Genomic DNA, 21,053 nt, shown 5'->3' with positions numbered 1-21,053 from the left:
AGTTCCTTTCTCTGCGATCGCTGCGCCTAACAGATCCGCGGCAGCGGGTCACCGACGAGCATGTCGACGATCCGGGAACCGCCGAACCCGGTCTGCACCACCACGGTTTCCGCGGGTTCCTCGACGATCTCTCCAACCTCAGCCGCTTCGGCGCCCAGCGGGTGCGAGCGCACGGCGGCCAGCCCGGCCTCCGCCTCGTCGGCGGCGACGACGGCGACGAACTTGCCCTCGTTGGCGACATAGAGCGGGTCGATGCCCAACAGCTCGCAAGCACCGCTGACCATCGGGTGGATCGGCAACTTGTCCTCTTCGAGCACCACCGCCAACCCACACGCCTGGGCCAGTTCGTTGCAGACTGTCCCGACGCCGCCGCGAGTCGGGTCGCGAAGCCAGCGGGTGGACGGTGCGGCAGCCAACAGCAGTTCCACCAGCGGGCTCACCGACGCAGTGTCGGAATGGATGTCGGCTTCTATGGCCAAATCGCCGCGGGCCAGCATCACCGCCATGCCGTGATCGCCCATCGAACCGGACAACAGCAGCTTGTCGCCCGGACGGACCGACTCCGCTGAGAGCCGTCGGTCCGCCGGGATGACGCCGGCGCCGGTAGTGGTGACGAACATCCCGTCGGCGGCACCTTTGGGCACCACCTTGGTATCGCCGGTGACGATCTGCACACCTGCCGCGGACGCCGCGGCGGCCATGTCCGCGACGATCTCCTTCAATTCCGCGATCGGAAATCCCTCTTCGAGCACGAACGCCGCCGAGATCCACTGCGGCACCGCACCGGCCACCGCAAGGTCGTTGGCGGTGCCGTGCACGGCGAGTTCGCCGATCGAACCGCCAGGAAATCGCCTGGGCTGCACCACAAACGAATCGGTCGACATGACCAGCCGTTCGCCGCTGGGCAGGGTGAGGACCGCGCCGTCGCCGAGCGACTCGAGCAGCGGATTGCGGAAGGCCTCCATGAACACCGCATCCACCAGCGCCGCCGATGCCTTTCCGCCGGCGCCGTGCGCGGTTGTCACGTGATCGTCAAGCAACCGGGGCCGGCGCTTGCGGAAGGTTTCGATCCGCTCGATCACCTCGCCTTCGGCGAATTTCGGCCCCGATGACAAGTATTCATTGGCGGACTTCGTCATGCCACTCCCACCCCCAGCTCTTCGTGGACCTTCAACCACAGCTCGTAGCCCAGCAGCGCTTGCGATTCCTGTATCCGGTGCACGCTTTGCGAGTGGACGACGAAGCAGGCGTCGACGTCCAGGCTTTTGGCGAATGCACCGCCGTCGTATCCGGCGAAGCCGATGGTGTACATGTCGCGATGACGGGCTTCGGCCAGTGCTGCCATCAGGTTTGGGGAACTGCCGCTGGTCGACATCGCGATCGCGATGTCGCCCGCCTTCGCGCGCGCGATCAACTGGCGGGCGAACACCAACTCGAACCCGACGTCATTGCCCAGCGCGGTCATGATCGCCTGGTCGGCAGTCAACGACCAGGCCGGCAACGGCTTTCCGAGCGGCGGGCGGGCGAACAGCCGCGCCAACGTGGTGCAATCGGTACAACTCCCGCCATTGCCGAAGGTGAACAGTCGGCCCCCCGCCGCGAAACGAGCTGCCATCTCCGCGGCCGCGGTGGCAATCAGTTCGGTGTTTTCCGTCAGCGTGGAGCGGCGCAGCCTCAGGCTTTCGGTCGCCTTCGCTTGTGCCGACGCGGTCAGATCGGCAAGCAGCGACTTGGGGTCGTCCTCCTGAGCGTCGATGAACGGATACAGGAAGTTGGTGGGCTCCTCAGTCATTCGTGCCGCTCCTCCTCACTAACGCGGCTGATCGCCATACCGGCATGCACCAACACAAGCTCGCCGGCGGCGACTGGGTCGACGAGGGTGGTGGCGACCGACTCGACGCCCTTAGCGGTGCGCACCGCGGCCATGCCGTCGGTCGACGCCGTCACCACCTCACCGAGCCGACCTTCGTCGCTGCAGGTCACGCATACGTCGTCGGTGCACGCGGCGTCGTCCTTCAATAGGCCGGGATGCTCGAAGCAGACGTGGGTCAGCTCCCACAGCAGGTGGTAGAACAGCACGAAGCCACCGGTTGCCGGCACTCTGGGATCGGGGTCGTCGAGCCACAGCACATGGTCGGCCATTCCCGCCTCAGGTCGCTCGCCACTGCCGATCCAGATGGTGGTGGCGCCCCAGGCCGGACAGCGGTGCATCACCGAGCGCACGTCGGGGTCGTCGGCACCCGACACCGCGATCACGATGTCGCCCGGGCGTACCGAAACCCGAACCAGATCAACCAAGTCGGATCCGATCAGAGCGACCGCCGGCAGTGCCCGCTTGCCCATGATCACCGGGTGCACGAACTCGACGGCGATGTGCAAGGCATGCGGCTCCCAGGACGGAGCTATCGACCACATAGTGGCGCCCGCAGCAAACCGCCGGGCCAGGGTGAGTGCGGTGGCCGCGAGATCAGCGGTCAGCTCGGCGTCCAGCCCGCGGTCAATCGCGGTGGTAGTCATGACAAATCAGCCCCCCTTAATTCGGATTGCGATGCCAGCGCGGTCAGCACCGACACCGCGGCCTGGCCGAGCGCGAGCCCGCCGTCGTTAGGCGGGACCGCCCGGTGTGTCAATACCTCAAAACCGGCCTGCTGCAACCGCTGACGGCATGCACGCAGCAGCAGCACGTTCTGGAATACGCCGCCGGTAAGACCAACCAATCGCACGTCGCCGGCGGCCCGGCCCACCACCGCCGCGACCGCGACGGCGACCGCGTGATGGAAGCCGGCTGCCAGCGAAGCGGTTTCGACACCTGCGCGCAGCGCGGCAACCATCGCGCCAATCATGCCGCGCGGGTCGATCACCCCGTCGTCGTGCACCGCCAGGCGCAGCTGGGCCGACGCGTCCGCGGACTCGGCCAGTACTTCGAGTTCAATGGCGGCCTGCCCCTCGTAGTCGATGTGGTGTCGCACCCCCAGCAGGGAAGCGACGGCGTCGAACAACCGGCCCATGCTCGAACACGGCACGCACCCGAAACCGGTTTCCAATTGCGAACGGGTAGCTCGTAGTTCGGCCTGGGTGGCGGCGGTGACCGGCGGCAGGTCGGTGGCCCAGTCGATGTCGGCCGCCCACAACTGCGACAGTGCCATTCGCCACGGATTGCGCACTGCGGCGTCACCGCCGGGCAGCGGCACCGGCAGCAGATGACCGGCCCGGGCGAACCGATGGCTGTCTGGTCCGAGGGCAAGGACCTCACCGCCCCAGATGGTGGCATCGCAACCGTAGCCGGTGCCGTCGAACGAGACGCCGATGATGGGTTCGCCGAGCCGGCCGTGCTCGGCCAACAGCGAGACGACGTGCGCGTGATGGTGCTGCACGAGGTCCAGCGGGCGCGCACCGACATGCCGCTCGGCCCAGCTTCGGGTCTGATAACCCGGATGCAGGTCAGCGGCCAATCGGACCGGCCGAGAACGGATTTCGCTGAGCTGGCGCACCGCGCGCTCGAACGCCCGCAGGGTTTCCAGGGTTTCCATATCGCCGATGTGCCCAGAGAGGTAGGCGCGTGAACCGTCGGTCAGGCAGAAGGTGTTCTTCAGTTCCCCGCCGACGGCCAGCACCGAAGGCGCTTCGTAGCCGAGATCGACGGGCAGCGGCGCATAGCCACGGGAACGGCGGATCGGCAGTTCGCGGCCGTCGACGACGCGGACTACCGAGTCGTCGCACGGCACGTGGATCGGCCGGTTGTGGTCGAGCACCGCGTCGCAGAGCGGCGGAAGGCGCCGGGTCGCATCGTCGTCGGTGAAGCAGATGGGTTCGTCGGAACGGTTGGCGCTGGTCATTACCAGCGCATCAAGTCCAGACGCCAGCAGCAAGTGATGAATCGGTGTGTACGGCAGCATCATTCCGAGCAGCGGGCTGCCCGGCGCGACGGCGTCGGCGACTGGGGCATCCGCGCGCCGGCGCAGCAACACGATCGGCCGCGCCGGGCTGAGCATGATCGCGGCCTCGGTGTCATCGATGTGCGCGTAGCGACGGGCGACGTCGAGATCCCGGACCAACATCGCGAAAGGCTTGGCGCCGCGCGCCTTGCGGGCCCGCAGCCTCGCCACCACCGCTTGGTCGTCCACGACGCAGGCCAGGTGGTAGCCGCCAATACCCTTGATCGCGACGATGGCCCCCTCGATCAGCCCCTGCTGGGCGGCGGCCAGCGCCGCGTCGGATCCCTGGATCCGCTCGGCGCCCCGCTGCCACCACAACGACGGCCCGCAGTCCGGGCAGGCGATCGGCTGGGCGTGGAACCGGCGGTTGCCCGGGTCGTGGTATTCGGCGGCGCAGCGTTCGCACATGGCGAAGGCCGACATGGTGGTCCCCGGACGGTCGTAGGGCAGTTCGCGGATGATGGTGAACCGCGGTCCACAGTTGGTGCAGGTGATGAACGGGTGCCGGTATCGGCGGTCGGCGAGGTCGAACAACTCGGCGAGGCACTCGTCGCACACCGCGATGTCGGGCGGAATCGGCGTGCCGGCACCCGGGGCGGTTTGGCTGTCCACGATGCGGAATCTGGTATCGCCGGTTGCCTCGATGTCGACGACGGAGACCGCACTGATCCGCGCCAGCGGCGGCGCGTCGGCCCGCAGCCGGCGGCCGAATTCGTCTAGGCGCGCAGCGGGGCCCTGCGCCTCGACGAACACTGCACCGGAATCGTTGCCGACGAACCCGACGAGGCCCAGTTCGCTCGCCGTGCGGTGGACGAACGGGCGAAATCCGACGCCCTGGACGACACCGGTCACGGTGAATCGCTGCCGAACGTCGCCGGGGTGCAGCAACAGCGTGCCGGTCATGGCATCCGCCGGAGGCCGGTGGACAGTAGGGAGCCGGGCGGCTCAAGTACGCCGCCGCACCGATATCTCCGCCCGTCAGCACACGTCGCGATCACACCGTTTCGTCAGTCACGGCTTTCCCCGACCCAACCCATCGTAGGCGCGTACGACCCGCAGGTGTAAAGGTTTAGGCGAGAGTTCGCGCTAACTGCAGGCGGCCAGCACCAGCTCGCGCACCCGCGCCGCGTCGGCCTGGCCCTTGGTGGCCTTCATGACCGCACCGACGATCGCGCCCGCCGCGGCGACTTTGCCGCCGCGTATCTTTTCGGCCACGTCGGGATTGGCGGCCAGCGCCTCGTCGACCGCGGCCTGGATAAGTGAGTCATCACGCACCACGGCCAAGCCTCGGGCGGTCATCACTTGTTCGGGTTCGCCTTCCCCGGCCAATACGCCCTCGATGACTTGGCGGGCCAGCTTGTTGGACAATGTGCCGTCGTCCACCAGCGCGATCACCGCCGCGACCTGCTTGGGGGTGATGGCCAGTTCGTCGAGGTCGACGCCGGCCTCATTGGCCTTTTGCACCAAAAAGTTGCCCCACAGCGCACGCGCCGCCTCGCTCCGCGCGCCGTGTTCGACAGTCGCGATCACCAAGTCGACCGCGCCGGCGTTGACCAGGTCGCGCATCACTTCGTCGGAAACGCCCCATTCCTGCTGAATTTGCTTGCGGCGCAACCACGGCAGTTCGGGGATAGTGTGGCGCAGCCGCTCCACGAGCTCGGCGCCGGGCGCGACGGGTTCCAGATCGGGCTCCGGGAAATAGCGGTAGTCTTCGGCGGTTTCCTTGGTGCGTCCCGGGCTGGTGTATCCGCTCTCGTGGAAGTGCCGAGTCTCCTGGGTGACCCGGCCACCGGCGCTCAGCACCGCGCCTTGACGCTGCATCTCGTAGCGCACGGCGACCTCGACGCTTCGCAGCGAGTTGACGTTCTTGGTCTCGGTGCGGATACCGAACTCGCTCGCCCCGATCGGCTTGAGCGACACGTTGGCGTCGCAGCGCATCGAACCCTGATCCATCCGCACATCGGAAACACCCAACGCGCGCAACAGGTCCCGCAGAGCTGTCACATAGGCCCGGGCGATCTGCGGGGCCCGCTCACCGGTTCCTTCGATCGGCTTGGTGACGATCTCGATCAACGGAACTCCGGCACGGTTGTAGTCAATCAGCGAACCCGTGGCGCCTTCGATGCGTCCGGTTTCGCTGCCCAGGTGCGTCAGCTTGCCGGTGTCTTCCTCCATGTGCGCGCGTTCGATCGCGACGCGCCAGGTGCTGCCGTCGTCGAGCGGCACGTCAAGATGGCCGTTGACCGCGATCGGCTCGTCGTATTGCGAGATCTGGTAGTTCTTCGGCATGTCCGGATAGAAGTAGTTCTTCCGGGCGAACCGGCACCACGGCACGATCTGGCAGTTCAGCGCCAGCCCAATCCGGATCGCCGACTCTACTGCGGCTTGATTGAGCACCGGCAGGGAACCGGGTAGGCCCAGGCATACCGGGCACACCTGGGTGTTGGGTTCGGCGCCGAAGGTCGTCAGGCAGCCGCAGAACATCTTGGTGGCCGTGGACAGCTCGACGTGCACCTCCAAGCCGAGCACCGGCTCGTAGCGTGCCAGGACATCGTCGTAGTCGAGCAACTCAGCCGCGGCAACAGTCACAGACCCGATCCTAGTCAGGCGGTTGCGTCGGCCTGCTCGTCGGAACCGTCGACGATCCGTTCATGTGCGGTGAGCAGAATATGGTCGAACATCGACCGTGACGCGATGATGTCACGACTTGCCACGCAGAAGTCCTCGGCGACCTGCTCGGCGAGCAACCGCAGCTTGACATTGGTTTCTTGGGACCGCCATTTGAGCAGGTCGAAAGCGGCGTCGGCGTCGATCCCGTACACCAGCATCAGCATTCCTTTGGCCCGCTCGATAGTGGCCCGGTTGCCGGTGATCTCCGCGACCCGGGCGGAGATGATGTCGTCGTCGCGCGACGGCCCGGAGGCCGGGGTGAGGTCCACGTAGTAGCCGTGGGTGCCGATGACTGCACCGGTCTCATCGCTGAGCTTGTCCCCCACCACCACGACGTGATGCACGGTGCCGCGCGTGTCGAGAATGCGATGGCGAGTGCTGAACGCTTGATGCGTGTGCAGGATGTTGTCAATGGTTGCCGCCACCTCACGCCGATCATCCGGATGCTTGTGCGACAGCACCAATTCGGTGGTGGGCGTCACCGTCCCGGGTTCGTAGCCGTGCATGCGTTGCACCTGGTCCGACCATTCCCAGCGCTGGTCTTCGAAATAGAAGCGGAAGGATCCGACGCGTTGCGGCGCGCCGCCGGCAAGAGCCTGCTCCGTCTCGGCGGTCTCACCGTCTAGTTCGGCAGCCACCACGCGCGCCCTGTCCTGGTCGGTTGGCCGTCGCGCGTCTGGCTTGTCGGCGACTGGTGTTCGGCGCGTCGTCGCTTCGCGGCGGCACTACTTCGTCTCTGCCCCAGGTAGTCGAGCCCGGCGCGCCGCAGGTCAGCGCCTTCGCAACCATAGCCGTTACGTTACAGTTGAGTGTTACGTAACGGCTGATGTTCAGCGGAATTCGCCGCCGGCGGCCGTCGCGCCGTCCCCGGTGGGAAACAGATCGGCGAGCGAGGCCGCCATCTTCAGGTAACGCCGCCTGCTCTCCTTGCTCAACCGCTGCAACGTGATTTCCTTGCCCTCATACACGTGCCGGTCGAACGGCAGCTCCACCACCCGTTCGGACGGGAACCGCTGGGCCAACTGCTGTAATTCCCTGCTCGCGACGGGGCTCGGCTTTCCTGGCTCGGTGTGGTTGATCACGAGGACTGTTGCGTCGATCAGTTTCCGATACTCGTTGTTTGCCAGCCACTGCATGGTGGTTCGGGTCTTCTTGATCGCGTCGACGGAGGCGCTGGTGACCACCACCAGCGCTTGTGACTCGCGCAAAACCGCCTCCGTCATACCCGATTTCAGGTCCCGGCCGCAGTCGATCAGCATCACCGAATAGTGTTGCCGCAGTTTCGAAAATGTCTTGACAACATCGTCATGCGCGATCCGCCAATCGCTGTACGCATAGTCTGGTATTCCCAAAACCTCCAAGCCAGAACTGTTTTGATATGTGTGAGCTCGCAGGTCCGGATACTGCGTGACCGAGCGATCGGCGAGTAGGTCGACCATGTTCAGCGAGTTGTGGCGGCCATGGCGATCGGCGAGGCCGCCGGCGTCGAGGTCTGCGGCCAGGACGTGGTCGTCGCGCACGTCGGCGAACGTCGAACCCAACGCCTCGACGACGACCGTCTTGCCGACACCTCCCTTCAGGTTGAGAACCGCGATCGGGAATGCGCTGCCCACCGATGCTCGGATCCGGTTGCGCAGTGCGAGTTCATCGGCCCGCGCTTTTCTGGGGCCGCGGTCGATCGGCGTCAGCCGGACCAGCAGGCTCCGCCAGTCGCGTTTGGCGGTGGCCTGGGTGTCGCGCTCCTGGCGCCTGTCGGGGGCAACATAGTCAGGCACCTGCTGATCAACCGCCGGCGCCGGCCGATCAACCGCCGGCGCCTGCGCCTGCGCCTGTCTTACCGGCACCGTGGCGCGAATGTCCGCCGGCGACGGCGATCGGTAGGCGCGGGCATCGTCTCGGGGCTGCGGCACGGCACCCGGCGCGGACCGCGCCCGAACCGGTCGACCAGGCGATGGCCGGCGCCGCGGCGGCGGACCTTGCGATTGCGTCGACGGGGCCGGCTGTTGAAGTACGCCGCGACCACTACCGCGGATATTCATAATTTCGACCGTAGCACCGGTTGGCGGGGCGAAAACCCAAGGAATATCCGGATTTTCGTGAAGAATTCATGGCCCGCGGGTAAACAGCAGGCGACACCGCCTGCGCTAGCCGAAGAAGGCCGCAGCGTCGTCGTAGCGGCTCTGCGGGACCAGCTTGAGTTGTCGCACCGCGTCGGCCAGCGCGACCCGGCCGATGTCCTGACCCCGCAACGACACCATCTGGCCGTATTCGCCTGCGTGGGCGGCATCCGCCGCATTCACCCCGAACCGGGTGGCCAGTACCCGGTCGTAGGCGGTCGGGGTGCCGCCACGCTGCACATGGCCCAGCACGGTCACCCGCACATCCTTGTTGATGCGCTTTTCAACCTCGGCCGCCAACTGCGCGGCCACCCCGGTGAACCGCTCGTGACCGAACTCGTCGAGGCCTCCTTCGGCCAGCGTCATCGAACCCGCGGCCGGTTTGGCGCCCTCGGCGACCACACAGATGAAGTGCGAGTCGCCGCGCTGAAAACGCTGCTTGACCAGCCGGCACACTTCTTCGATATCGAAGGGCTGTTCAGGAATGAGGGTCATGTGGGCGCCGGAAGCCAGCCCGGCGTTCAGCGCGATCCAGCCGGCATGCCGGCCCATCACCTCCACCAGCATCACCCGCTGATGCGATTCGGCGGTGCTGTGCAAGCGGTCGATGGCGTCGGTGGCCACAGTCAGCGCGGTGTCATGGCCGAAAGTCACGTCAGTGCAGTCGATGTCGTTGTCGATCGTCTTCGGCACGCCGACGACGGGCACGTTCTCCTCGGACAGCCAATGCGCGGCGGTCAGCGTGCCCTCGCCGCCGATCGGGATCAGCACGTCGATGCCGTTGTCATCCAGCGTCTGCTTGACCTGGTTCAGCCCGGCGCGCAGCTTGTCCGGGTGTACCCGGGCTGTCCCGAGCATCGTGCCGCCCTTGGCCAGCAGCCGGTCATTGCGGTCGTCGTTGCGCAGTTGGAGGCGGCGGTTCTCCAGTAGTCCCCGCCAGCCGTCCTGGAATCCGACCACCGACGAGCCGTACCGGGCATCGCAGGTGCGCACCACCGCCCGGATGACCGCGTTGAGCCCTGGACAGTCGCCACCTCCGGTAAGAACCCCGATCCGCATAGCCCCATCTTGCCGGGTGGACGGCCCTGCAGTGGCGAGCAGACGCAGAATCGCACAAAACCCCCGCGGGAAATGCGATTCTCTGTCTGCTCGCCCTTAGATCGCCGATGGCAGCGGGCCGCGGGCGGCCTCGTAGGCCGCGCCCACCCGGTAGAGCCGGTCGTCGGCCAGCGCCGGCGCCAAGATCTGCAGCCCGACCGGCAGGTTGTCGTCCGGCGCGAACCCGGACGGCACCGACATCCCGCAGTGGCCGGACAGGTTCAGCGGCAGCGTGCACAGGTCGAACAGGTACATGGCCAGCGGATCGTCGACCTTCTCCCCCAACCGGAACGCGGTGGTCGGCGTGGTCGGCGACACCAGCACGTCGACGGATTGGTAGGCCGTGGCGAGATCTTGAGCGATCAGCGTGCGCACCTTCTGCGCCTGGTTGTAGTAGGCGTCGTAGTAGCCAGCGGAGAGCGCGTAGGTGCCGATCATGATGCGCCGCTTGACCTCCGGGCCGAATCCGGCGGCGCGGGTCAGCGCCATCACCTCCTCGGCGCTGTGGGTGCCGTCGTCGCCGACCCGCAGCCCGTAGCGCATGGCGTCGAAGCGGGCGAGGTTGCTGGAGACCTCCGACGGCAGGATCAGGTAGTAGGCCGCTAGCGCGTGATCGAAGTTCGGACAGTCGACTTCAATCACCTCGGCGCCCAGCGCGGTCAGCTGCTCGACGGCATCGTGGAACGACTCCAGCACACCGGGCTGATAACCCTCGCCTCGCAGCTGCCGCACCACGCCGACCCGCACCCCGTAGAGGTCGCCGGACGCGCCGGCCTTCGCGGCGGCCACGACATCGGGCACCGGCGCGTCGATGGACGTCGAGTCTTTGGCGTCGTGGCCGGCGATCACCTGATGCAGCAGCGCGGTATCCAGCACGGTGCGTGCGCACGGACCGCCCTGATCCAGCGACGACGCGCAGGCCACCAGCCCGTATCGCGACACGGTGCCGTAGGTGGGTTTGACGCCGACGGTCGCGGTCAAGGCGGCCGGTTGGCGGATCGAGCCGCCGGTGTCGGTGCCGATGGCCAGCGGCGCCTGGAACGCGGCCAGCGCGGCGGCGCTGCCACCGCCCGAACCACCGGCCACCCGCTCGACGTCCCACGGGTTGCGGGTCGGGCCGTAGGCCGAGTTTTCGGTCGACGAGCCCATCGCGAACTCGTCCATGTTGGTCTTGCCGAGGATGGGAATGCCCGCCGCGCGCAGTCTTGCGGTGACGGTGGCGTCGTACGGGGAGCGCCAGCCCTCCAGGATTTTCGACCCGCAGGTGGTGGGCATGTCGACGGTGGTGAACACATCCTTGAGCGCCAGCGGTACCCCGGCCAACGGGGACGGCAGCTGCGCGCCGGCCGCGACCGCCTTGTCGACCGCGTCGGCGGCTTGCAGCGCGGTGTCGGCTGCGACGTGCAGGAACGCGTGATACCGGTCGTCGGTGGTCTCGATCTGGTCCAGGCAGGCCTTGGTGATTTCCACCGACGACAATTCGTTGGCCGTGATTTTGGCCGCCAACGTCGCCGCGTCCAACCGGAGAATGTCGCTCACTGGCTTTCTCCGAGGATCTGCGGGACGGCGAAGCGGCCGTCGACGGCTTCGGGGGCCTGGTCGAGTGCCTCCTGCTGAGTCAGGCACGGCGCGGGCTCGTCGGGCCGGGTGACGTTGACGTCCTTGAGCGGGTTGTCGGTCGGTTCGACGCCGGTGACGTCGACGGCCTGGATGGCGCTGACATGGGTCAGGATGGCGTCGAGTTGACCGGCGAAGCTATCAAGTTCGGCATCGGTCAACGCCAGCCGGGCCAGCCGGGCCAGGTGGGCCACCTCGTCACGGGAGATCTGGGACACGAGGATTCAGCCTAATGGGCGGTGAGGGTCAGGCTGCCGTCACGCTCGGCGGGCAGGGCGCCGACGGCTGTGCGACAGTGTGCGCGTGCCTTCCTATCTGCTGCGGGTCCGGCTGGCCGATCGACCGGGCAGCCTTGGCTCGCTGGCGGTCGCGCTGGGCTCGGCGGGCGCCGACATCCTGTCGCTCGACGTGGTCGAGCGTGGCTCCGGCTATGCGATCGACGACTTGGTGGTCGAACTGCCGGCCGGGTCGATGCCGGACAGGCTGATCACGGCCGCCGAAGCGCTCAACGGAGTGTGGGTCGACAGCGTTCGCCCGCACACCGGGCTGCTGGAGGCACACCGCGAGTTGGAGCTCATCGACCACATCGCTGCTGCCGGCGCCACGGCGGCCAAGCTGCAGGTGCTGGCCGACGAGGCGCCGCGCGTGCTGCGGGTGGGCTGGTGTGCGGTGCTGCGCCGTTCGGGCGAACAGCTTCAGTTCGTCGTCGGCAGCCGCGGCGCGCCGGAGACTCAGCCCGACGAAGCGCCATGGCTACCGCTCGAACGTGCGACCGCCCTGGACGGCACGGCGGGCTGGGTGCCGCAGCTGTGGCGCGACATGGACACCACTTTGGTCGCGGCGCCGCTGGGCGAACCGCACACCGCGGTGATGCTGGGTCGCCCCGGCGGCCCGGTGTTCCGGCCGTCTGAGGTGGCGCGGCTGGGCTATCTGGCCGGCATCGTGGCGACGCTGCTGCGCTGACGGCGCGACTTAGCCTTTGGCCCGTTCGCGGGCAGCCTGCGCCGCAGGCGAATGCGCCAGATACTCCATCGCCATCTGGGTCGATGCCTCGGTGCTCGGGTGATGGCTGGGCCGCAGATAGCGGACTTGTGCGCTCACGATCAGCTGCCACGGTCCCGGCAGTCGGTACTGTCGGGCGGCGCGTAGCCAGTCTCGCCAGCGCGGTTTGGCGTCGACGGTTGGGTCACGCGCCATCAAGAACCGCGCGCCCGCGAGCCAGCGGATCAGGAAAATCGGCGCGGTGGACAGCATCGTCGACGCCCGTAGCAGATAGTTGCCGCACAGGTTCTGGTAGACGTCGAAAACCAGCGACCGGTGCTCGATCTCCTCAGCACCGTGCCAGCGCAGCAAGTCGAGCATGGCCGGGTTGGCTCCGGCGTAGTCGAGGCCACGGTTCTGGATGACCCACTGCCCCAACACGGCGGTGAAGTGCTCAAGCGCAGCGACGACCGCAAGCCGCCGATACAGCCACCACCGCTGCAGTGGCTTCGGCCAATTCGGACGCTGATCACCGAGTCTGGACAACCATTTTTGGAGGTTTGCGGTGTACGCAGTGGTATCGATGCCCTGCTCCGCCAAGTGGTCGAGCACCAACTGGTGCGCAAAGGCATGCCAGGATTCCTGCTGGATGAAGGGTTTGATCGCCGCCCGCAATTCCGGATCGTCCACCATCGGTTCGGCCTCGTTGACGACCTGGATGAACCACCGCTCGCCGGCCGGCAGCAGCAGATGCAACACGTTCATCATGTGCGTGGCGAACGGGTCGCCGGGCACCCAGTGCAGCGGGGTATTCGACCAGTCGAAGCGAACTTTCCGGCGATAGGCCGGATATCCGTCGTGATGCACCTCAACGTCAGTCATCGGCAATCCCCATCCCAAATGGCCCCGACCCGTTCAGGTTAGTCCGGCCCTTCCGCCAACAACTTTCGAAATCCGTCCTCGTCGAGAATCGGCACACTCAGCTCGACGGCCTTGTCGTATTTGGATCCGGGTGAATCACCGGCAACCACGTAGGCGGTCTTTTTCGACACCGAGCCGGCCGCCTTGCCGCCGCGGGCCACGATGGCCTCCTTGGCGTCGTCGCGCGAAAAGCCGGTCAACGAGCCGGTGACCACAATGGACAGCCCCTCCAGAGTGCGCGGCACGCTGGCGTCGCGCTCGTCGGCCATTCGCACCCCGGCAGAGCGCCACTTGTCCACGATCGCGCAGTGCCAGTCGACGGTGAACCACTCGGTGACGGCGGCGGCAATCGTCGGGCCAACCCCCTCCACGGCTGCCAGTTGCTCGGTCGACGCCGACGTGATCGCATCCAGACTGCCGAACTCGGTGGCCAACGCACGTGCGGCGGTCGGGCCGACATGCCTGATCGACAACGCGACCAGCACCCGCCACAACGGCTGCTTCTTTGCCTTGTCCAGGTTGGTCAGCAGCCGGTTGCCGTTGGCCGACAGCGCACCGCTTTTGGTGGTGAACAATTCGGTGCGCAGCAGGTCGTCTTCGGTGAGGGTGAACAGGTCGCCCTCATCGGTGATGACGTGGGCCTTCAACAGCGCGATGGCCGCCTCGTAGCCCAGTCCCTCGATGTCGAGCGCGCCGCGGCCCGCGACGTGAAAAACCCGCTCCCGCAGCTGCGCCGGACAGGACCGCGAGTTGGGGCAGCGGATGTCGGCGTCGCCCTCCTTGGCCGGAGCCAACCTCGTCCCGCATTCGGGACATGTTGTGGGCATGACGAATTCGCGTTCTGAGCCATCCCGCAGGTCGACGACGGGACCGAGCACTTCGGGAATCACGTCACCGGCCTTGCGGATTACCACGGTGTCACCGATGAGCACGCCCTTGCGCCCGACCTCCGACGCGTTGTGCAAAGTGGCCAGCCCAACCGTCGACCCGGCTACCTTCACCGGTGTCATGTAGGCGAAGGGAGTGACCCGCCCGGTGCGGCCGACGTTGACCCGGATGTCCAGCAGTTTCGTCTGCACTTCTTGTGGCGGGTACTTGTAGGCGATCGCCCAACGCGGCGCGCGTGACGTCGAACCCAGCCGGCGCTGCAGCGACACCTCGTCGACTTTGACGACGACACCGTCGATTTCGTGCTCGACGTCGTGGCGGTGCTCACCCCAGTAGGTGATGCGCTCGTGTGCGCCGGCCAGCCCGTCTACACGGGTGGTGTGCTCGGAGACCGGCAAACCCCAGGCCCGCAGCGCCAGATAGGCATCGTGCAGCGTGGCCGGTCGAAATCCTTCGGTGCGGCCCAGTCCGTGGCAGATCATCCGCAGCTTGCGGCGAGCGGTCACCGCGGGATCCTTCTGGCGCAGCGAGCCCGCGGCGCTGTTGCGCGGGTTGGCAAACGGGGTCTTGCCGTCCTCGACCAACGCGGCGTTGAGCGCCTCGAAGTCGGCCAGCCGGAAAAACACCTCACCACGCACCTCGAGGACATCGGGTATCGGATAATCGTCGCTGGCGGTCAGTCGGTGCGGCACGTCGTCGATGGTGCGGGCGTTGAGCGTGACGTCTTCGCCGGTGCGGCCGTCACCGCGGGTCGCCGCGCGAGCCAGGCGCCCCTTTCGGTACACCAATGACAGCGCGACACCGTCGATCTTGAGCTCGCACAGGTAATGCGCATCGTTACCGATCTCGGCTCGCACCCGGGCCGCCCAGGCGTCGAACTCCTCGGTGCTGAACACGTTGTCCAGCGACAGCATCCGTTCCAGATGCTCGGCTTCGGTGAAGTCGGTGGCAAACCCGGCGCCGCCGACGAGTTGGGTGGGCGAATCCGGGGTCCGCAACTCGGGGTAGCGCTCCTCGAGCGCGGCCAACTCCCGCAGCAGCGTGTCGAACTCGGCGTCGGTGATGATCGGCGCGTCGCGGACGTAGTAGCGGAACTGGTGTTCACGCACCTCGTCGGCCAGTTCCCGCCATTGCCGCCGAATGTCGGGCGGGACCGGGTCAGCTTCTGGTGAGCTCACCCCCGCAGGCTATCGGAGGGCGCTGACATGGCTACCACCTCAGATCGCGTCGGGATCATCGGCGAACGCCTCGGCAACATTGCGGGCCAGCTCGACGGCCGCGCGGGCCCACTCGGGGGTCGCGCCGGCCAGGCCGCAGGCCGGGCTGATGCCGATCCGCTCGCGCACGGCCGACCGAGCGAAGCCGAGCCGGTCGATCACCGCGACGGCGGCGGCCGCGACCTCTTCTACCGAGGGCCGCCGCGCCGGCGGCACCGAGGCGACCGCCCCCAGCATGACCGTACGACCCGAGTCGACGAACTCGGCGACCCCGTCCAAATCGGCGGCCTGCAATGTTGCGGCATCCGCCGATACCGCGTGAATACTGCTACGCAGCAACACCTTCCATGGCAGTTCGGCCGCGCAGCTGTGCACCATCACGTCGGCTCCGGCGGCGGCGGCGCAGCTGTCGAGCAGCGTGGTGGCCAGCGCCTCGTCGATCGGGTGCACCGGGCTCAGCGCGGTCACGCCCGCCAGCCGCCCGGCCAGCGCCGCCGGCAGCGACGGCTCGTCGAACTGCACCACGACCGGAGTGTCCAGCCGGCGCGACACCGTGGCGCGGTGTGCGGCGACACCTTCGGCCAGCGACGCGGCGAGATCGCGCACCGCGCCGGCGTCGGTGATCGCCCGGTGTCCGTTGGCCAGTTCCAATTCGGCGGCCAGCGTGACCGGCCCGGGCGCCTGCACCTTGACCGCACGCCCACTGCCCCGCAGGCCCGCGGTTTCCCAGGCCTCTTCGAGCGCGTCGATGTCCTCGTCGAGCAGGCTGGCCGCCCGGCGGGTGACCGCGCCGGGTCGCGCTGCAATGCGGTAGCCGCGCGGCACCGTGTCGATGGCCACGTCGATCAACAGCCCGCCGGCTCGCCCGATGGTGTCGGCGCCCACTCCCCTGGCGGGCAATTCGACGAGATGGGCCAGCGCGCCGGCCAACTCGCCGACCACGACCTCGGCGGCCTGCCGGGCAGAAGTCCCCGGCCATGACCCGGTTCCGCTGCCGGTTGCGAAAACGCTCACCGGCCAACCGTACTGGCACCTCGCGACTACCCTTGAGACAATGTGGCGCCCACTGCTGATATGTGGTGCGGCGTTGCTGGCCGCAGCATGTACCCGAGTGGTGGGCGGCACGGCGCTACCGGCGTTCGGCGCGGGACCCGTTTTAGGTGTCGACGTCGACCGGGTCCTACTCGATCAGTTTCGGATGCGCGCGATCACCGGCGCCGACGAGCGCCTGACGATCATCCCGTCGATGGATGGCAAGTCGCCGATCGACATCGACACGCTCGCCGACACAGCGCCGCCGGAGTGCCGGTTTGTCTACGCCGAGACCGTTACCTTCGGGCCCGACGTCGAGGAGTTCCACAAGACCACCTTCCAGTACCCGCCCCGGGGCGGGCTGATCTCCGAAGGCGCCGCCGCCTACCGTGACGCCGACACCGCTCAGCACGCCTTCGACGCCCTGGTCGAAACCGTCGATCACTGCGGGTCCAGTTCGGTCGGGAAGGCATTCGTCGGTCATTGGCGCGCCGACACCCAGTCGCTGCAGACCCGTCCGGGCGACTGCGGCCGCGACTACCGGGTCAAGTCGGTGGTGTTGATGGAGGTCACCTTCTGCGGCTTCCCGGAGTCGGTATCCGACATGGTGATGACCAACATCGCCGCGAACGTCTCTTAGCAGCGAACGTGAAATGGTTGCGAAAATCGGGTCAGAATTTCGCAACAGCTTCACGCTCGGCGAAGGGTTGCGGCAGCGATGGTGGCGCTGCCGATCACCTCATCGCCGTCGGGATCGGGACGGTAGAGCACCAATGCCTGACCGGGCGCCACCCCCCGCAGCGGAGCCCGCAAATCCACCTCGAGCCGGTCACCGTCCAATGCCGCGACGGCGTCGACGGTTTCGCCGTGCGCGCGTACCTGGACCGCGCATTCGACGGGCCCGGACGGTGCGGTGCCGGCGGTGAACACCGGCTGGTGCCCGGTCAGCTTCCACACGTCGAGGTCGGCGGCCGCACCGACCCGCACTGTGCCGCTGTCAGCGTCGATGGCGGTGACGTAGCGCGGGCGGCCATCGGCGCCAGGGCCGGCGATGCCCAGGCCCTTGCGCTGTCCGATGGTGAAGCCGTGCACCCCGTCATGCTCGGCCAGCACGGTGCCCTGGCCGTCGACCACGGTGCCCCGCCGCACCCCGATGCGGGCACCCAGGAAGGCCTGGGTGTCGCCGGACGGGATGAAGCAGATGTCGTGGCTGTCCGGTTTCTCGGCCACGGCAAGGCCGCGACGGTTGGCCTCCGCGCGGATCTGCGGCTTGGCGGTGTCGCCGATCGGGAACGCGGCGTGGCGCAGCTGCCCGGCGGTGAGCACCGCCAGCACGTAGGACTGGTCCTTGTCGCGGTCGACCGCGCGGCGCAGCCGCCCGTCGGCCAGCCGGGCGTAGTGCCCGGTGGCCACCGTGTCGAAGCCCAGCGCGAGCGCACGAGCGGCCAGCGCCGAGAACTTGATCCGCTCGTTGCACCGCACACACGGGTTCGGCGTTTCTCCCCGCGCGTAGGACGACACGAAGTCGTCGATCACGTCTTCTTTGAACTTGTCCGCGAAATCCCAAATGTAGAACGGGATTCCCAGCACGTCGGCGACACGGCGGGCGTCGCCGGCATCCTCCTTGGAGCAGCAGCCCCGCGAGCCGGTACGCAGCGTCCCGGGCGCTTGCGACAGCGCCAGATGCACACCGACCACATCGTGGCCGGCATCGACCATGCGCGCGGCGGCCACCGAAGAGTCCACGCCGCCGCTCATCGCGGCCAGGACCTTCATCGCGGTACCCCCGCTGCGGCCAGCGCAGCCTGCCGCGCGCGCGATACCGCACCCGGCAGCACCCGCAGTGCGGCATCGACGTCGGCGTCAGTGCTGGTGTGCCCCAACGACAGTCGCAAAGACCCGCGGGCACTGGCCGGGTCGGCGCCCATTGCCAGCAGCACATGCGACGGCTGCGGCACCCCGGCTGTGCAGGCAGAGCCGGTCGAGCACTCGATCCCGTTGGCGTCCAACAACATCAGCAACGCATCGCCTTCGCAGCCATCGAAGGTGAAGTGGGCGTTGCCCGGCAGCCGCGGCTCGCGGGCGCCGTTGAGGCGGACTTCGTCGACTTCGGCAAGCACACCGTCGATCAGCCGGTCACGTAAGGCGCGCAGCCGCGCACTATTTGCCTCCAGCCCGTCGACCGCGATCTGCACGGCGGCGGCCATTGCGACGGCGCCGGCGACATCTGGTGTGCCGGAGCGGATGTCGCGCTCCTGGCCGCCGCCGTGCGACAGCGAGACACAGGAGACGTCTCGGCGAAGTAATAATGCACCGACGCCGGGTGGGCCACCGAACTTGTGCGCCGCCACGCTGATCGCGGACAGTTGGCTGGTTGCGAAGTCGACCGGCAGCTGACCGACCGCCTGGACCGCGTCGCTGTGCATAGGAACATCGAATTCAGCGGCGATCGCGGCGAGCTCGGCGATCGGCATGATGGTGCCGACTTCGTTGTTGGCCCACATCACCGACACCAGCGCAACGTCGTCGTGGGCTTCCAACGCGTCGCGCAGTGCTGCCGGTGACACCGACCCGTCGGCGGCGGTGGGCAACCAGGTGATCTCGGCGCCTTCATGCTCGGCCAGCCAGCCCACCGCGTCCAGCACGGCGTGGTGCTCGACGGCGGTGGTGACGATGCGGCGATGGCGCGGCTGGGTGTCGCGGCGTGCCCAGTAGATGCCCTTGACGGCCAAGTTGTCGCTCTCGGTGCCGCCCGCGGTGAAAATCACCTCGGACGGGCGCGCACCCAGCTTGGCCGCGACCAGCTCGCGGGACTCCTCCATCCGCCGTCGCGCCGCCCGGCCCGTGGTGTGCAGCGAAGAGGCGTTGCCGACGGTACCCAGCACAGCCGTCATCGCCTCGATGGCAGCGGGATGCATCGGGGTGGTGGCGGCGTGATCCAGGTAGACCATGACCCGCCCAGAATACCGACGCTATTCGGCGGCACGGTCCGCCAGGACGTAGCCGGCGAGGCTGCCCAGCAACCCGGCGCAGTGCTCGACGAGTTGGTCCGCGGTGTAGTCGAGTTCGCCGTCGGCCCAGCGGCGCAACACTTCGAACACCCCACCGACACCCAGGATGGCGGCCAACTCGCCGATCTTGACCGCGGAATCGGAGATGTTCAGGTGCAGCCGGGCCTGATGCCAGACCAAATCGGCGAAGCTGGCCATCAGCTCGCTGCGGAGTTGGCGCAGGGTGGGCTCGGTGCCGGATTCCACGAACAGAATCCGGCCCAGCCGCTGATCATTGCGCATCATGGTCAGCAGCGCGCGAATCGGGGCTTGCGCCAATGCATCGGGCGTGGCGCTCCCCTCGGGGATGGCCGCCACGATGGCCTCTTGCATGGTGGTGCGCAGTTGCTCGGCGACCGCGCGCAGCAGTGCGTCGCGGTCAGCGAAGTGCTGGTAGAAGTAGCGCGAGGTGACCCCGGAGGTGGCGCAGACCGCGGTCACGGTGGTGTCGGCGGCGCCTCGGGTGCCCATCAGCTCGATCGCCGTGTCGATCAGGCGCGCCCGGCGCCCGGCTTCACGCTGTTCGGCGGTCAAGCCGCCATAGATCCGCGCCGGGCTCACGAGGCTAAGTCTGTCATTTTTATCTGACTAGGCGTAAAGTCAGATGTGAGCTTCGTAACGACAGGAGACCGGAGATGTCCAGCACACCTGCCAAGCGCCCGGCACTGAAAGCCCGTCGGGTCCAGTTCACGCTTCCCACCGGCACCCGGAAACATTTCGCCGGCGACGACCTGGTGATGAGCCACTTCGTCGCAGTGCTGTCTGCGGTGTTTCCCGAGGGTGAGGACTTTTTCATCCGGTCGGTGCGCAACTACCGCGACCAGGTCACCGACCCGGAACTGCAGCAGGCGGTCAAAGGGTTCATCGCCCAAGAGGCCACCCACCGCCAGCAACACCGGATGCTCAACGAGCGTCTCCAGGAAATGGGTTATCCCACCACGCGGCTGGACCGCCACGTCACGTGGTTGCTGGCCAAGCTGGAAAAGGTGTTCTCCACGGAGATGGCCCTGGCTGGTACCGCCGCCCTGGAGCACTACACGGCGACGCTGGCGGAGCTTCTGCTCACCGACGACGAGATGCTGGACCTGCTCGACCGATCGGATGTGCGCCAAATACTGCTGTGGCACGCCTTCGAAGAGTGCGAGCACAAAGCGGTGGCCTTCGATGTCTTCCAGGCGGTCGGCGGAACCGAGCGGACCCGGGTGCGGGCCATGCGGATAGGCACCGCGATCTTCCTGGCCGAGATGGTCATCCAGACGGTCCGGTCGATGGCGCGGGATCGCGCGTCCTACAACCCGCGGCGGCTGCTGCGCAGCCTCAACGATTTCCGCAAATCGCCGTTACTGAGCGCCGAGACCCGTCGTCGCATCGCCGCCTACACCCGCCCTGGGTTCCACCCCGATGACTGGGACAGCACCGAACTGCTCGCCCAGTGGTCCAAGGAACTCTTCGACGCGGACGGGGCCCAGCTCATTCAGGCGCAGTAGGCCTGCCGCGGCAGGCATTGCCGTGTCGTGAAAATTAGTT

General features: G+C 67.4%; 19 protein-coding genes. 3 read left to right on the top strand and 16 right to left on the bottom strand.

All coding sequences use genetic code 11. The annotated features are described in order from the left end of the window. Positions 1 to 26: 26 nt before the first annotated feature. The 10 genes from hypE to gatC all read right to left on the bottom strand — a co-directional run bounded on the left by hypE (position 27) and on the right by gatC (position 11,655). Positions 27 to 1,139 (bottom strand): hydrogenase expression/formation protein HypE, encoded by a 1,113-nt coding sequence (gene hypE / locus AC5Y5W_RS06925; RefSeq protein ID WP_500010477.1) that lies wholly within the window; start codon positions 1,137 to 1,139, stop codon positions 27 to 29. After that, entirely contained in the window at positions 1,136 to 1,792 is a 657-nt protein-coding gene (locus tag AC5Y5W_RS06920) for a D-sedoheptulose-7-phosphate isomerase (protein WP_500010478.1), read from the bottom strand. The genes hypE and AC5Y5W_RS06920 overlap by 4 nt, the downstream gene beginning before the upstream one ends. Next, the gene (locus AC5Y5W_RS06915; protein WP_500010479.1) at positions 1,789 to 2,517 is read right to left on the bottom strand and encodes a HypC/HybG/HupF family hydrogenase formation chaperone; all 729 of its coding nucleotides are present in this window, start codon (positions 2,515 to 2,517) and stop codon (positions 1,789 to 1,791) included. The genes AC5Y5W_RS06920 and AC5Y5W_RS06915 overlap by 4 nt, the downstream gene beginning before the upstream one ends. After that, positions 2,514 to 4,838 carry a carbamoyltransferase HypF gene (gene hypF, locus AC5Y5W_RS06910; RefSeq protein WP_500010480.1) on the bottom strand — a complete coding sequence of 775 codons (2,325 nt, stop codon included), beginning with the start codon at positions 4,836 to 4,838 and terminating at the stop codon, positions 2,514 to 2,516. Before hypF ends, AC5Y5W_RS06915 begins: the two co-directional genes overlap by 4 nt. A gap of 183 nt (positions 4,839 to 5,021) precedes the next feature. Beyond that, positions 5,022 to 6,524: an Asp-tRNA(Asn)/Glu-tRNA(Gln) amidotransferase subunit GatB gene (gatB, locus tag AC5Y5W_RS06905; RefSeq protein ID WP_500010481.1), complete on the bottom strand. Its 1,503-nt coding sequence runs from the start codon at positions 6,522 to 6,524 to the stop codon at positions 5,022 to 5,024. Positions 6,525 to 6,538: 14 nt separating this feature from the next. Beyond that, the gene (locus tag AC5Y5W_RS06900) at positions 6,539 to 7,243 is read right to left on the bottom strand and encodes a PAS and ANTAR domain-containing protein (protein WP_500010482.1); all 705 of its coding nucleotides are present in this window, start codon (positions 7,241 to 7,243) and stop codon (positions 6,539 to 6,541) included. A 192-nt stretch (positions 7,244 to 7,435) separates the two neighbouring features. Further along, positions 7,436 to 8,515 (bottom strand): MinD/ParA family ATP-binding protein, encoded by a 1,080-nt coding sequence (locus AC5Y5W_RS06895; protein ID WP_500010483.1) that lies wholly within the window; start codon positions 8,513 to 8,515, stop codon positions 7,436 to 7,438. Positions 8,516 to 8,749: 234 nt separating this feature from the next. Beyond that, the gene (locus AC5Y5W_RS06890; RefSeq protein ID WP_499900419.1) at positions 8,750 to 9,781 is read right to left on the bottom strand and encodes an ATP-dependent 6-phosphofructokinase; all 1,032 of its coding nucleotides are present in this window, start codon (positions 9,779 to 9,781) and stop codon (positions 8,750 to 8,752) included. A 96-nt stretch (positions 9,782 to 9,877) separates the two neighbouring features. Next, the gene (gene gatA, locus AC5Y5W_RS06885) at positions 9,878 to 11,359 is read right to left on the bottom strand and encodes an Asp-tRNA(Asn)/Glu-tRNA(Gln) amidotransferase subunit GatA (RefSeq protein WP_500010484.1); all 1,482 of its coding nucleotides are present in this window, start codon (positions 11,357 to 11,359) and stop codon (positions 9,878 to 9,880) included. Beyond that, a complete protein-coding gene (gene gatC, locus AC5Y5W_RS06880; RefSeq protein ID WP_500010485.1) occupies positions 11,356 to 11,655 on the bottom strand; it encodes an Asp-tRNA(Asn)/Glu-tRNA(Gln) amidotransferase subunit GatC in 300 nt (99 codons plus the stop codon). The genes gatA and gatC overlap by 4 nt, the downstream gene beginning before the upstream one ends. Positions 11,656 to 11,740: 85 nt before the next feature. Here gatC and AC5Y5W_RS06875 point away from each other — a divergent pair, with 85 nt between their 5' ends. Then, complete coding sequence (locus AC5Y5W_RS06875; protein WP_500010486.1) at positions 11,741 to 12,400, top strand: ACT domain-containing protein; 660 nt, start codon at positions 11,741 to 11,743, stop codon at positions 12,398 to 12,400. Positions 12,401 to 12,409: 9 nt separating this feature from the next. On the opposite strand, the gene AC5Y5W_RS06870 is transcribed toward AC5Y5W_RS06875, so the two are convergent. The 3 genes from AC5Y5W_RS06870 to AC5Y5W_RS06860 are packed head-to-tail and all read right to left on the bottom strand — an operon-like array spanning position 12,410 to position 16,458. Then, positions 12,410 to 13,300, bottom strand: a complete 891-nt coding sequence (locus AC5Y5W_RS06870; protein WP_500010487.1) for a metal-dependent hydrolase — start codon at positions 13,298 to 13,300, stop codon at positions 12,410 to 12,412. 38 nt (positions 13,301 to 13,338) lie between these two features. Further along, positions 13,339 to 15,405 carry an NAD-dependent DNA ligase LigA gene (gene ligA, locus AC5Y5W_RS06865; protein WP_500010488.1) on the bottom strand — a complete coding sequence of 689 codons (2,067 nt, stop codon included), beginning with the start codon at positions 15,403 to 15,405 and terminating at the stop codon, positions 13,339 to 13,341. Between the two features lie 39 nt (positions 15,406 to 15,444). Beyond that, positions 15,445 to 16,458: a uroporphyrinogen decarboxylase/cobalamine-independent methonine synthase family protein gene (locus AC5Y5W_RS06860; protein WP_500010489.1), complete on the bottom strand. Its 1,014-nt coding sequence runs from the start codon at positions 16,456 to 16,458 to the stop codon at positions 15,445 to 15,447. 40 nt (positions 16,459 to 16,498) lie between these two features. On the opposite strand from AC5Y5W_RS06860, the gene AC5Y5W_RS06855 reads away from it, so the two are divergent. Beyond that, a complete protein-coding gene (locus AC5Y5W_RS06855; protein WP_500010490.1) occupies positions 16,499 to 17,116 on the top strand; it encodes a sensor domain-containing protein in 618 nt (205 codons plus the stop codon). Positions 17,117 to 17,166: 50 nt separating this feature from the next. On the opposite strand, the gene mnmA is transcribed toward AC5Y5W_RS06855, so the two are convergent. From mnmA to AC5Y5W_RS06840, 3 genes are read right to left on the bottom strand one after another with little or no spacing between them, the layout of a single operon-like run. After that, entirely contained in the window at positions 17,167 to 18,252 is a 1,086-nt protein-coding gene (gene mnmA / locus AC5Y5W_RS06850; protein ID WP_500010491.1) for a tRNA 2-thiouridine(34) synthase MnmA, read from the bottom strand. Next, positions 18,249 to 19,427: a cysteine desulfurase family protein gene (locus AC5Y5W_RS06845; protein WP_500010492.1), complete on the bottom strand. Its 1,179-nt coding sequence runs from the start codon at positions 19,425 to 19,427 to the stop codon at positions 18,249 to 18,251. The genes mnmA and AC5Y5W_RS06845 overlap by 4 nt, the downstream gene beginning before the upstream one ends. Positions 19,428 to 19,448: 21 nt before the next feature. Next, positions 19,449 to 20,087, bottom strand: coding sequence for a TetR/AcrR family transcriptional regulator (locus tag AC5Y5W_RS06840; protein ID WP_500010493.1), 639 nt, complete (start codon positions 20,085 to 20,087; stop codon positions 19,449 to 19,451). Positions 20,088 to 20,161: 74 nt separating this feature from the next. Between AC5Y5W_RS06840 and AC5Y5W_RS06835 the strand changes: the two genes are divergently transcribed. Next, positions 20,162 to 21,013, top strand: coding sequence for a metal-dependent hydrolase (locus AC5Y5W_RS06835; RefSeq protein ID WP_500010494.1), 852 nt, complete (start codon positions 20,162 to 20,164; stop codon positions 21,011 to 21,013). Positions 21,014 to 21,053: the final 40 nt, after the last annotated feature.

The organism is Mycobacterium sp. NGS51, assembly GCF_059812525.1.
The sequence above is the reverse complement of the archived record's forward strand: the minus strand, read 5'-3'. Positions and strand labels throughout refer to the sequence as shown.

Excerpts from the sequence above, each read along its gene's own strand:
- AC5Y5W_RS06915 (WP_500010479.1), bottom strand. The coding sequence starts at position 2,517 with ATGACTACCACCGCGATTGACCGCGGGCTGGACGCCGAGCTGACCGCT.
- hypE (WP_500010477.1), bottom strand. The coding sequence starts at position 1,139 with ATGACGAAGTCCGCCAATGAATACTTGTCATCGGGGCCGAAATTCGCC.
- AC5Y5W_RS06920 (WP_500010478.1), bottom strand. The coding sequence starts at position 1,792 with ATGACTGAGGAGCCCACCAACTTCCTGTATCCGTTCATCGACGCTCAG.
- AC5Y5W_RS06855 (WP_500010490.1), top strand. The coding sequence starts at position 16,499 with ATGTGGCGCCCACTGCTGATATGTGGTGCGGCGTTGCTGGCCGCAGCA.
- AC5Y5W_RS06870 (WP_500010487.1), bottom strand. The coding sequence starts at position 13,300 with ATGACTGACGTTGAGGTGCATCACGACGGATATCCGGCCTATCGCCGG.
- mnmA (WP_500010491.1), bottom strand. The coding sequence starts at position 18,252 with ATGAAGGTCCTGGCCGCGATGAGCGGCGGCGTGGACTCTTCGGTGGCC.
- AC5Y5W_RS06835 (WP_500010494.1), top strand. The coding sequence starts at position 20,162 with ATGTCCAGCACACCTGCCAAGCGCCCGGCACTGAAAGCCCGTCGGGTC.
- AC5Y5W_RS06845 (WP_500010492.1), bottom strand. The coding sequence starts at position 19,427 with ATGGTCTACCTGGATCACGCCGCCACCACCCCGATGCATCCCGCTGCC.
- AC5Y5W_RS06890 (WP_499900419.1), bottom strand. The coding sequence starts at position 9,781 with ATGCGGATCGGGGTTCTTACCGGAGGTGGCGACTGTCCAGGGCTCAAC.
- hypF (WP_500010480.1), bottom strand. The coding sequence starts at position 4,838 with ATGACCGGCACGCTGTTGCTGCACCCCGGCGACGTTCGGCAGCGATTC.